8 protein-coding genes are annotated in these 11,396 nt (G+C 63.8%); 2 read left to right on the top strand and 6 right to left on the bottom strand.

Features of this window, described 5'->3' with window-relative positions:
- Nucleotides 1-51: 51 nt before the first annotated feature.
- Nucleotides 52-876: an NAD(P)-dependent oxidoreductase gene (locus tag J4D28_RS28000; protein ID WP_009051229.1), complete on the top strand. Its 825-nt coding sequence runs from the start codon at nucleotides 52-54 to the stop codon at nucleotides 874-876.
- Nucleotides 877-1,004: 128 nt separating this feature from the next.
- On the opposite strand, the gene gbcB is transcribed toward J4D28_RS28000, so the two are convergent.
- Nucleotides 1,005-2,105: a glycine-betaine demethylase subunit GbcB gene (gbcB, locus tag J4D28_RS27995; RefSeq protein ID WP_009051230.1), complete on the bottom strand. Its 1,101-nt coding sequence runs from the start codon at nucleotides 2,103-2,105 to the stop codon at nucleotides 1,005-1,007.
- A 284-nt stretch (nucleotides 2,106-2,389) separates the two neighbouring features.
- Here gbcB and gbcA point away from each other — a divergent pair, with 284 nt between their 5' ends.
- Nucleotides 2,390-3,685 (top strand): glycine-betaine demethylase subunit GbcA, encoded by a 1,296-nt coding sequence (gene gbcA / locus J4D28_RS27990; protein ID WP_009051232.1) that lies wholly within the window; start codon nucleotides 2,390-2,392, stop codon nucleotides 3,683-3,685.
- Between the two features lie 842 nt (nucleotides 3,686-4,527).
- Here the strand turns inward: gbcA and J4D28_RS27985 are convergent.
- The 5 genes from J4D28_RS27985 to J4D28_RS27965 form a co-directional block, all read right to left on the bottom strand.
- Entirely contained in the window at nucleotides 4,528-5,298 is a 771-nt protein-coding gene (locus J4D28_RS27985) for an electron transfer flavoprotein subunit beta (protein WP_009051233.1), read from the bottom strand.
- Nucleotides 5,299-5,313: 15 nt separating this feature from the next.
- Nucleotides 5,314-6,534 (bottom strand): electron transfer flavoprotein subunit alpha/FixB family protein, encoded by a 1,221-nt coding sequence (locus tag J4D28_RS27980; protein ID WP_009051234.1) that lies wholly within the window; start codon nucleotides 6,532-6,534, stop codon nucleotides 5,314-5,316.
- On the bottom strand, nucleotides 6,534-8,483 hold the full coding sequence (gene dgcB, locus J4D28_RS27975; protein ID WP_009051235.1) for a dimethylglycine demethylation protein DgcB: 1,950 nt from the start codon (nucleotides 8,481-8,483) through the stop codon (nucleotides 6,534-6,536). Before dgcB ends, J4D28_RS27980 begins: the two co-directional genes overlap by 1 nt.
- Before the next feature lie 163 nt (nucleotides 8,484-8,646).
- Nucleotides 8,647-10,707: a dimethylglycine demethylation protein DgcA gene (gene dgcA, locus J4D28_RS27970; RefSeq protein WP_009051236.1), complete on the bottom strand. Its 2,061-nt coding sequence runs from the start codon at nucleotides 10,705-10,707 to the stop codon at nucleotides 8,647-8,649.
- 15 nt (nucleotides 10,708-10,722) lie between these two features.
- Nucleotides 10,723-11,253 carry a DUF5943 domain-containing protein gene (locus J4D28_RS27965; protein WP_003228980.1) on the bottom strand — a complete coding sequence of 177 codons (531 nt, stop codon included), beginning with the start codon at nucleotides 11,251-11,253 and terminating at the stop codon, nucleotides 10,723-10,725.
- Between the last annotated feature and the right edge of the window lie 143 nt (nucleotides 11,254-11,396).

The following is an 11,396-nucleotide window of genomic DNA, read 5'->3' as shown; positions in this document are numbered from 1 at the left end:
TGGCGAGCCGCTGTACCCGCTCGGATAACGACAATAATCAGGAGCGTCTCCATGTCCTTACAAGGCAAGACCCTGTTCATCACCGGCGCCAGTCGTGGCATCGGCCGCGAGATCGCCCTGCGGGCGGCGCGGGACGGGGCCAATATCGTGATCGCGGCGAAAAGCGCCGACCCTCATCCCAAGCTGCCCGGCACCATCTTCAGCGTGGCCCGCGAGGTCGAGGCGCTGGGGGGCAAGGCCCTGGCCCTGCAAGTGGACGTGCGTGACGAAGAGGTGGTGCGCCAGGCCCTGGCCAAGGCCGCCGAGCAGTTCGGCGGCATCGATGCGCTGGTCAACAATGCGGGGGCAATCAAGCTGACCGGGGTGCAACACATCGAGCTCAAGCGCTTCGACCTGATGCACCAGATCAACACCCGCGCCGTGCTGCTGTGCAGCCAGGCGGCCCTGCCCTACCTGAAAAGCAGCGGCGGCCACATTCTCAACCTGTCGCCGCCGCTGAACCTGGCGAGCAAATGGTTCGCCCAGTACAGCCCCTACACCGTGACCAAATACGGCATGAGCATGCTGACCCTGGGCATGAGCGAGGAATTCAAGAACTACGGCATCAGCGTCAACTCGCTGTGGCCGCAGACCATGATCGCCACCGCCGCCATCGAGTTCCAGCTGGGTTCGCGCGAGTCGTTCAAGCATGCGCGCACGCCTGCGATCATGGCCGACGCGGCCTATGCGATCCTTTCCAGCAGCCAGCGCCGCATCACCGGGCGCTTGCTGATCGACGAGGAAATACTGCGCGAACAGGGGGTGAGCGATTTCGCCCATTACCGCTTCGATCCCGACAGCAGCGAAGAGCTGATGACGGATCTGTTTATCGATTGAAAAAACGCAGGGCGCCAATCGCGAGCAAGCTCGCTCCTACAGGTCAGGTGCAGAACCTGTAGGAGCGAGCTTGCTCGCGATGAACGATAACGCGATCCCAAGCCACGCCCGGGACCGGAAACGTTCGCTCAATACTCGACCCGCACATCCCCCTTCGGCACGCTGCAGCAGGACAGGATGTAGCCTTCGGCTTCGTCTTCCTCGGTGATGCCACCGTTGTGGTCCATCTCCACTTCACCGCCCAGCTTGAGCACCTTGCAGGTGCCGCAGATGCCCATGCCGCAGGCCTTGGGGATCATCAGGCCAAGCTTGGCCGCGGCGGCATGGACAGTCTCGCCCGGCGCCACGCGGATGCTCTTGCCGGAAGCGGTGAACTCCACCTGGTGCAGGTCGGCGACGTCGATTTCCGGCGCCTCGGCGGCCTGTTCGGCCTGTTCCACGGCGTCGGCACGGGCTTCCGGTGGCGTCGCGCCGAAGGATTCCTCGTGGTAGCGCGACATGTCGAAGCCACTGGCCTCGAGCAGGCGCTTGACCGCGTTCATGTAAGGGGTCGGGCCGCAGCAGAACACCTCGCGTTCGAGGAAGTCCGGCGCCATCAGCTCCAGCATCTTGTGGTTCAGGTAGCCGCGATAACCGGCCCAGGGCTCGCCCAGGCCATGTTTCTCGCAGATCAGGTGCAGGCTGAAGTTGTCGATCCGCGACGCCATGTGCTCCAGCTCGCGGTGATAAATGATGTCCTTCGGCGAGCGCGCGCTGTGGATAAACACCATGTCGACATTGCCGTTGGTGTCGTAGAACCAGCGCGCCATGGACATCACCGGGGTGATGCCGACGCCGCCGCTGAGGTACAGGACTTTCGGGCTCGGGAAGTCGATGGCGTTGAACAGCCCCACCGGCCCGTGCACCGCCAGCTCCTGGCCTTCGTGCAGGGTGTCGTGCAGCCAGTTGGACACCTTGCCGCCAGGGACGCGCTTGATGGTCACCGAGAAGCTGTAGGGCACCGAGGGCGAGCTGGAAATGGTGTAGGAACGCATGATCGGCTGGCCTTCGATCTCCAGCTCCAGGGTGACGAACTGCCCCGGCTTGAAGAAGAACATGATCGGCTGGTCGGCCATGAAACAGAAGGTGCGCACGTCCCAGGTTTCCTGGATGACTTTGACGCAACGGACGATGTGTCGGCCATTGGCCCAGGTCTGGGTGGTTACCGGGTTCAGGAAGTTGTTGGACATGCTGATCTCCACGGCCGACTGCCGGCCTTTATGGTGGCGATTGTGCGCAGGCCCATAAACACCCATTTACCTATCTGCGACATTCACATACTTATCGCGACCAGCCCCCAACCACCGGGGCTTGCGCGTCGGGAACAGATTGGGCCATGTCGCCCATGGATAAGGTTCTGGACCGCGCCGGCCCCACACTCGCCTCAACTGATAACCGCTGATTTTCTTTCAGCCTTGCGTAGCAACCGTAGTCACTTTCGCCGGCCACACAGATGGCCATGAGGACCAAAACGATGGACGTCACCGCAACCCTGAGCCTGGGCGATCCGCTGGAACCCGCACGCAAGGCCACCGCACAAATGCTCCAAGAACGCGAGCGGACCTTTTCCCTGCCGCAGCCGTTCTATTGCGACGAGCGCCTGTTCGATATCGACATGCAGGAGATCTTCCAGAAGGAATGGCTGATCGCCGGCATGACCTGCGAGATCCCGACCAAGGGCAACTACATGACCCTGCAGGTCGGCAAGAACCCGATCATCGTGATCCGTGGCGCCGACGGCGTGGTCCATGCCTTCCACAACGTCTGCCGCCACCGCGGTTCGCGCCTGTGCACCAGCGATAAGGGCAAGGTCGCCAAGCTGGTCTGCCACTACCACCAGTGGACCTACGAGCTGGACGGCCGCCTGCTGTTCGCCGGCACCGAGATGGGCGCCGACTTCGACATGAAGCAGTACGGCCTCAAGCCGGTGAACGTGAAGACCGCCGGTGGCTACATCTTCATCAGCCTCGCGGAAAACCCGCCGGCCATCGATGACTTCCTGGCGACCCTGACGCACTACATGGAACCCTACGACATGGAGAACACCAAGGTGGCGGTGCAAACCACCTTGATGGAAAAGGCCAACTGGAAGCTGGTGCTGGAGAACAACCGCGAGTGCTACCACTGCGGCGGTTCACACCCGGAACTGCTGAAGACCCTGCTGGAGTGGGACGACGTCACCGACCCGCGCGCCGACCAGGCGTTCAAGGACCACGTGAGCGCCTGCGCCACCGCCTGGGAAGCCGAGAAGATCCCTTACGCCCACGCCAGCTTCGGCCTGCGTAACCGCATCGTGCGCATGCCGCTGCTCAAGGGCACCGTGTCCATGACCATGGACGGCAAGCAGGGCTGCGCCAAGCTGATGGGCCGGATCAAGAACCCGGACCTGGGCTCGATGCGCATCCTGCACCTGCCGCACTCGTGGAACCACTGCATGGGCGACCACATCATCGTGTTCACCGTGTGGCCGATCAGCGCCCAGGAAACCATGGTCACCACCAAGTGGCTGGTGCACAAGGACGCGGTCGAAGGCGTGGACTACGACGTCGAGCGCATGCGCCAGGTGTGGGATGCCACCAACGACCAGGACCGTCGCCTGGCCGAAGAGAACCAGCGTGGCATCAACTCCACGGCCTACCAGCCAGGCCCGTACTCCAAGACCTACGAGTTCGGCGTGGTCAACTTCGTGGACTGGTACAGCGAGCGCATGCTGAGCAACCTCGGCGCCGAACCGGCTCCGTACCTCAAGGGCGTGCCGGTTCACGGCTGACCCCGAGTCCTTGCTCGCGATGACCGCGACCCGGTGCATCTGCCACACCGGGTTATCGTTCATCGCGAGCAAGCTTCGCTCCTACCAGGACGAAGTCGCTGTACAAAATCTGATCTACCCCCTTCCCGGCCATGGCCGACAAGGCCCCCAGCCTTCCGCGAACAAGTTATCCACATCTCCACCCACAGCAAATGTGGGCAACTCGGCTTTCAGCCGGCTGATTCATTGTCAGAACCTGAAGAAAATCCGTGACTTATCCAGAAAGGCCTTTTCCATAAAGCTTTGATCGTTTTTTGATCATTAGCCTGTAAGCCACGTATTTAAAGGGTCATAGACGAAGGCGAACACCTTATCCACAGAAGCGCCAACAGACTTTGGGGGCAACTTCGCAGTGAAAGGCATCGGGCTGTGGAAAACCGCCGAATAGCGCGAAATATCGAGGCTTCAGTACCGCCGACAGGACAAAACCCCGGAGTTGACTGTTTTTTGATCAACCCTCTGAAAGTCGCTTTTTATAAGGCTCTCAGCGGACAGCGAACATCTTATCCACAAAGAGGCCAACAGACTTTGGGGGCAAGTCGGCAGCAGCAGAGGAGCGAGGGAATTCCTTATCCACAGAAAAACCTTCGGAAAAACCTCGACTTAGCTTGATCATTTTTCGTACAACGCGCTGTAGCGCTTGATTGGCGAGGCTTGCAGAGAGGGACGAACATCTTATCCACAGAGGCGCGCACAGGGATTGTGGGTAACCGTGGATGCAGGAGGGGAATCAGTCACAAGCAAGCCGCGCCCCTATAGGAGCGAAGCTTGCTCGCGATAACGGTGGAGCGACAGGCCTGGCCCTAACGGACCACGCCTTCTTCGATCAACAGCTTGAGGATGGCCTCGGCCCCGGCTTCGGCGCTGACGCCCTTGAGCACCTGGCCGCCACCGCCGCTGGCCTTGGCGGTCGCGGCTTTCATGCGGTCGGCGCCGCTCTTGGCCTTGATCACTTTCAGGCGCTTGGGCCGGGGTTTGGCCGGTTGCAGGGTGGCGCTGGTGAACAACTCATCGTCGAGCACTTCCACCTGCCGCGCCTGCAGCACCCCGCGTCGGGCCGGGCCGTAGGCACTCTGCCGTGGCTTGGGCGCGGCGTTATCCACAGTGGCGAGGAACGGCAGGCGCACCTTCAGCCGACGGCGCTGGCCACGCGGCAGGGCTTGCAGCACCAGGGCCACGCCACTGTCGATGGATTCCACCTGGGCCAGGCCCACCACCAGCGGCCAGCCGAGGTTTTCCGCCAGCAGGAACGGCAGCATGCCCGAACCTTCGCCGGTTTCCGCCTGGCTGCCGGTGAGCACCACTTGCGCCCCGGCATCGCGCAGATAATCGGTCAGCGCCGGCAGCGCGTCGGCACCGGCCGACTGCTCCAGCACGTGCATCTGTTCCAGGCCCATGCCCAGGTACGCGCGCAGGGCCGGTTCGGCGATATCACCGGCATGCAGCACCTGCAGCCTGTCCCCGGCCAGTTGCAGCCCCAACTCGACCGCCCGCGCATCCTGCTCGGCACGCCGTGGGCGACCGGAAGTCGGGTGGGCGCCGATGGACACCAGGCTGATCACATTAGTACTCATAACCCTATCCTTCCCTTAAGCCGCATCGCGCTTGGCGCCGTTGCGGTAGGCCTCTACCGCCGCGATCAAGGCTTGAAGAAGCTCGGCGCTTTCGCCAATCACCGACAGGTCGGCGCGTTTGATCATGTCGCAGCCCGGATCGAGGTTGATCGCCACCACCTTGTCGCAGGCACCGATGCCCTGCAGGTGCTGGATCGCCCCGGAAATCCCCACCGCCACGTACACCCGGGCGGTGACCCAGGTGCCCGAGGCGCCGACCTGACGGTCGCGGGCCATGAAACCGTCGTCCACCGCCACCCGCGACGCGCCTTCGGTGGCGCCCAGGGCCGCGGCGGTCCTGTGGAAAAGCTCCCAGTCCTTGACCCCGTTGCCGCCGGAGAAAATGAATTCGGCCTCGGCCATGGGAATCGCCGCTGGGTCGACCGCCACCGCGCCCAGGTCTTCGATCCGCGCCAGGCTGCGCGCCACCGTTGTGGATAACTCCACCGGCAGGGCTTCGTGGCGGGTTTCGCTGACCGGCTCGGCGCATTCGGCGGCGGCCAGGATCAAGCGTGCCAGCGGCCGGGCCAGGTCCTGCAAGCCGGCACCGGCACGGCCGATGCACTGCTCGTCCTTGACCTGCCAGACCCGCGTGGCCGGGCGTTCGCCCAGGGCCGCGGCAAAGCGTCGGCCCAGTTCGCCGCCACCGGTACGGCTGTCGGGCAGCAACCAGTGACGCGGGCTGAACTGGTTATCCACAGCCCGCAGGCCCTGGACCCGTTGTTCCGGTGCATAACCGCTGAATTCGTTGCCTTCCAGCACCAGCAGGCGGTCGACGCCGGCCGTGGCGAAGGCGTTTTCCTTGTGCTCGCCGAACACCACCGCCAGCACCGCGCCGTCCTTGCCGGCCAGCTGATGGGCCAGGCCCAGCAGGTCGCGGTCGTGGCTGCTCAGGCGGCCGCCGACCATGTCCGGCACCACGCTGATGTAGAACGCCGGCTGCGCCACCTGATGCAACGGCAGCTGGACTTCGACCGCAGCACTGCGCTTGACCGCCCCGCCCTGCTGGGCGCCGCTGCGGTCGATGCGCTTGATGCCGTTGGGGCCGATGAAACCGACCCCGTGGGGGTTCTTGCGGATGATGCCGTTGGGCCCCATCCAGCTGTGCTGCGCCGGCTGCATGGCCGCGTGCAGCGGGTGCAGGCGGTTACGGGCGATCCATTCGGCCCGCGGGTCGCGGCGGATAATGTCGCTCATCAGTGGGCCTCCGCAGGTTCACGTTTGGCCGGGGTCGCCGGCTTGCCGGGCGCGGCGTCTTCCAGCAAGGCATCGGCCACCAGTTCGGCAATGTCCTTGATCAGCGGTCGTGGTTCGACCACGCCTTCGAGCATCGCGGTGCATTGTGGACAACCCACGGCCACCAGCTCGGCGCCGGTTTCGCGGATGTCGTCCATGCGCATGTCGGGGATCCGCTGCTTGCCCGGGATGTCGGTGATCGGCGCGCCGCCGCCACCGCCGCAGCAGCGCGAGCGGAAACCGGAACGTTGCATTTCCTTGACCTCGATCCCCAGCGCCCGCAGCACTTCCCGCGGCGCCTCGTACTCGCCGTTGTAGCGGCCCAGGTAGCACGGGTCGTGATAGGTCACGCTGTTGCCTTTGTGCTGGCCCAGATTCAGGGCACCAGCGGTAATCAGCTCGGCCATGTAGGTGCTGTGGTGCTGCACCACGTAGTCGCCACCGAGGGCGCCGTATTCGTTTTTCAGCACATGGAAACTGTGGGGGTCACAGGTGACGATGCGCTTGAAGTTGTACTTGGCCAGGGTCTGGATATTGCGCTTGGCCAGCAGCTGGAAGGTCGCCTCGTCGCCCAGGCGCCGGGCCACGTCGCCGCTGTCGCGCTCTTCCAGGCCGAGTACCGCGAAGTCGACCTTGGCCGCTTTCAGCACTTTGACGAAGGCGCGCAGGGTGCGCTGATTGCGCATGTCGAACGCACCGTCGCCAACCCAGAACAGCACGTCGGTGGTTTTCTTCTCGCCCAGCAGCGCCAGGTTGAGGTCCGCCGCCCAGTTCATCCGCCCGCCCGGGGCAAAACCGCCCGGGTTGTCGGTGGCGATCAGGTTTTCCAGGACTTCGGCGCCCTTGTTCGGGGTGGCGCCCTTCTCCAGGGTCAGGTGACGACGCATGTCGACGATGGCATCGACGTGCTCGATCATCATCGGGCATTCCTCGACGCAAGCGCGGCAAGTGGTGCAGGACCACAGGGTCTCGGCGTCCACCAGGCCGTTGACGATCGGCTGGTGCGGATTGCCGCTGTGTTCGCCAATCGGTTTACCCGGATACGGGCTGCCAGCGAACTTGGCGTCAGTACCGCCCGCCAGGCCAACCACCATGTCCTGGATCAGCTTTTTCGGGTTCAGCGGCTGGCCGGCGGCAAAGGCCGGGCACGCGGCTTCGCATTTACCGCACTGCACGCAGGCGTCGAAGCCCAGCAATTGGTTCCAGGTGAAATCCTTGGGTTTTTCCACGCCCAGCGGCGCGTTCGGGTCTTCCAGGTCCAGCGGCTTGAGGCCTGTGGAACGGCCGCCGCCAAAGCGCTCGGCGCGGCGGTGCCAGGCCAAATGCAGGGCACCGGCGAAGGCGTGCTTCATCGGGCCGCCCCAGGTCATGCCGAAGAACAGCTCGGACACGCCCCACAACACACCGATGCCGAGGATCACCGCCAGTACCCAGCCACCGAAGTTTTCCGGGAGGACCCCGGCCACCGGCAGGGTCACCAGGAAGAACGATGCCGAGAACGCCAGCAGGCTTTTCGGCAGGCGCATCCACGGGCCTTTCGACAGGCGCGCCGGCGGGTTGCGGCGGCGCAGGTAAACGAAGATCGCGCCGACGAACATCACCGCCGACATCAGCAGCAAGGCGTAGCCGAGGATGCGGTTATGCAGGCCGAAACCGTGCACCAGAATCGCCAGCACGATGGACGCCACCGCGCCACCGGCCGTGGCCACGTGGGTGTTGGCGATGTATTTGTCCCGCGCCACCACATGGTGCAGGTCGACCATGTAGCGCTTGGGCATGGCCAGCAGGCCGCCGATCAGGTCGACCTTGGACGCACGGCCCCGGCGCCACATGGCCACCCGCCGCAACGCGCCCAGGACAGCCAGGCCGATGGCTGCGAACAGCAGGATGGGAAGAAGGGTGTTCAACATGGTGGAGCTCCCAAAGACCTCGGGCTTAACTACCTGGATGACTTGCTCGTCCTCTGTAGGAGCGAGGCTTGCCCGCGAAGACGTGCTGACATTCACCGTGGATGTCGGCAGATCCATTGCTTTCGCGGGCAAGCCTCGCTCCTACAGGGTTATCCACAAGCGCTTAGAAATCCTTGCAGATCCGCAGGGCGTCATAGATGGCCGCGTGGGTGTTGCGCTGCGCCACGCAGTCACCGATGCGGAACAGCAGATAACCGTCGCCCGCCTGGCTCAACGAAGGCTGCGGCTTGATCGCGAACAGCGCTTCGACGTCGACCTGGCCCTTGTTGCGCGAACCTTCCTTGAGCGCGTAGTAGATCGCTTCGTCAGGCCGCACGCCGTTCTCCACCACCACCTGGTCGACCACCCGCTCCTCTTTGGCGCCGGTGTATTCGTTCTCCAGCACCGCCACCAGCTTGTCGCCTTCGCGGTAGACCTTTTCCAGCATCATGTCGCCGGTCATGATCACTTCTTTGGGGTACATGCTGCGGTAGTAGGTCGGGAACGACGTACCGCCGATGGCCACGCCCGGCTTGATGTCGTCGGTGACGATCTCGACCTGGCTGCCCTTGTCGGCGAGGAAGTCGGCCACCGACATGCCGGTGAACTCGCAAATGGTGTCGTAGACCAGCACGTTCTTGCCCGGCGCGACCTTGCCGTCGAGCACGTCCCAGCTGCTGACCACCAGCCCTTCGGCGGCGCCCCAGTGCTCGTTCTGCTCGAGGAACGGATGCCCGCCGACGGCCAGCACCACGATGTCCGGACGCAGGTCGAGGATGGTCTCGGCATCGGCCGCGGTCCCCAGGCGCAGGTCGACCTTCAGCCGTGCCAGTTCCAGCTGGTACCAGCGGGTGATGCCGGCGATCTGGTCGCGTTGCGGCGCTTTCGCGGCGGTGGTGATCTGCCCGCCGATCGCTTCTTTCTTCTCGAACAGGGTCACGTCGTGGCCCCGTTCGGCCGCCACCCGTGCCGATTCCATGCCGGCAGGGCCGGCACCGACCACCACCACCTTGCGTTTCGGCCCGGTGGATTTCTCGATGATGTGCGGCACGCCCAGGTACTCACGGGAGGTCGCGGCGTTCTGGATGCACAGCACGTCCAGGCCCTGGTACTGGCGGTCGATGCAGTAGTTGGCGCCCACGCACTGCTTGATCTGGTCGATCTGGCCCATCTTGATCTTGGCGATCAGGTGCGGGTCGGCGATGTGCGCGCGGGTCATGCCGACCATGTCGACATAGCCGCCTTCCAGGATACGGGTAGCCTGGTTCGGGTCCTTGATGTTCTGCGCATGCAGCACCGGAACCTTGACCACTTCCTTGATCCCGGCGGCCAGGTGCAGGAACGGCTCCGGTGGATAACTCATGTTCGGAATCACGTTGGCCAGGGTGTTGTGGGTGTCGCAACCCGAACCCACGACGCCGATGAAATCGAGCATGCCGGTGTCGTCGTAATACTTGGCGATCTGCTTCATGTCCTCGTGGGACAGGCCGTCCGGGTGGAACTCGTCACCGCAGATACGCATGCCCACGCAGAAATCGTCGCCGACTTCGGCGCGCACTGCCTTGAGCACTTCCAGGCCGAACTTCATCCGGCCTTCGAAAGTGCCGCCCCATTCGTCGGTCCGCTTGTTGACCCGCGGGCTCCAGAACTGGTCGATCATGTGCTGGTGCACGGCGGACAGCTCGACGCCGTCCAGGCCGCCGGCCTTGGCCCGGCGCGCGGCCTGGGCGTAGTTGCCGATCACCCGCCAGATCTCTTCCGGCTCGATGGTCTTGCAGGTGGCGCGATGCACCGGTTCACGGATGCCCGACGGCGACATCAGGGTCGGCCAGTTGAAACCGTCCCAGCGCGAGCGGCGGCCCATGTGGGTAATCTGGATCATGATCTTGGCGCCATGCTTGTGCATGGCGTCGGCCAGGTTCTGGAAGTGCGGAATGATGCGGTCGGTGGACAGGTTCACCGAGCTCCACCATTCCTGCGGGCTGTCGATGGCCACCACGGACGAGCCGCCACAGATCGCCAGGCCGATACCGCCCTTGGCTTTCTCTTCGTAATACTTCACGTAGCGGTCGGTGGTCATGCCGCCGTCGGTGGCGTAGACCTCGGCGTGCGCGGTGCTGAGCACCCGGTTGCGGATGGTCAGTTTGCCGATCTGGATCGGCTGGAACATCGCTTCGAAAGCCATTTTTCTTAACTCCGCTTACAACGGCTTGACGGTGAACAGGCCATCGTCGTGGCCTTCTTCGGAACCGCCGTAGACCTGTTCGGCGACGGTGCGGATCTTGCTACCGCGGGCGGCCAGAATCTGGTCCATGGCGCCGGCGAACCAGCCGGTGAACATGTAGTCGACCTTGCGCCCGACCTTGCCGTACACATAGACGAAGGCCGAGTGTTCGAGCTTGACGCTGGCGGTGCCCTTGTCGAGGTCGATGTCCTGGATCTTGAACAGGCCCCAGCCGCGCTGCGACAGGCGCTTCATGTAGTGTTCGAACACCGCGACGCCTTCCAGGCCGTGGCATTCGGCTTCTTTTTCGCACCAGTGCCAGGCGGACTTGTAGCCGGCCTTGTAGAGGATCTCGGCATAGGCCTCGGCGCCCAGCACTTCCTCGATGCCCATGTGGTTGTTGACGAAGAAGTGACGCGGCACGTACAGCATCGGCAGGGCGTCGGAGGTCCAGACACCGGTTTCGCTGTCGACTTCGATGGGCAGTTGCGGGGCGATCTTGGCCATGGGTAAAAACTCCAGAATTCTTTGGATTGGTGCATCTGTAGCCGCTGCCGAAGGCTGCGATAAGGCTCGAAGAGCCTTCCGAGGACCGCAAGAACGCGTCTCCTTCGGAGCCGATCGCAGCCTTCGGCAGCGGCTACTGGTGT

The organism is Pseudomonas sp. GW531-T4 (assembly GCF_017349615.1).
GTDB lineage: Bacteria > Pseudomonadota > Gammaproteobacteria > Pseudomonadales > Pseudomonadaceae > Aquipseudomonas > Aquipseudomonas chlororaphis_I.
The sequence above is the reverse complement of the archived record's forward strand: the minus strand, read 5'-3'. Positions and strand labels throughout refer to the sequence as shown.

What these genes read in the sequence shown, in the direction of transcription:
- J4D28_RS28000 (WP_009051229.1), top strand. Translation starts at nt 52, where the DNA reads ATGTCCTTACAAGGCAAGACCCTGTTCATCACCGGCGCCAGTCGTGGC.
- gbcB (WP_009051230.1), bottom strand. Translation starts at nt 2,105, where the DNA reads ATGTCCAACAACTTCCTGAACCCGGTAACCACCCAGACCTGGGCCAAT.
- gbcA (WP_009051232.1), top strand. Translation starts at nt 2,390, where the DNA reads ATGGACGTCACCGCAACCCTGAGCCTGGGCGATCCGCTGGAACCCGCA.
- J4D28_RS27985 (WP_009051233.1), bottom strand. Translation starts at nt 5,298, where the DNA reads ATGAGTACTAATGTGATCAGCCTGGTGTCCATCGGCGCCCACCCGACT.
- J4D28_RS27980 (WP_009051234.1), bottom strand. Translation starts at nt 6,534, where the DNA reads ATGAGCGACATTATCCGCCGCGACCCGCGGGCCGAATGGATCGCCCGT.
- dgcB (WP_009051235.1), bottom strand. Translation starts at nt 8,483, where the DNA reads ATGTTGAACACCCTTCTTCCCATCCTGCTGTTCGCAGCCATCGGCCTG.
- dgcA (WP_009051236.1), bottom strand. Translation starts at nt 10,707, where the DNA reads ATGGCTTTCGAAGCGATGTTCCAGCCGATCCAGATCGGCAAACTGACC.
- J4D28_RS27965 (WP_003228980.1), bottom strand. Translation starts at nt 11,253, where the DNA reads ATGGCCAAGATCGCCCCGCAACTGCCCATCGAAGTCGACAGCGAAACC.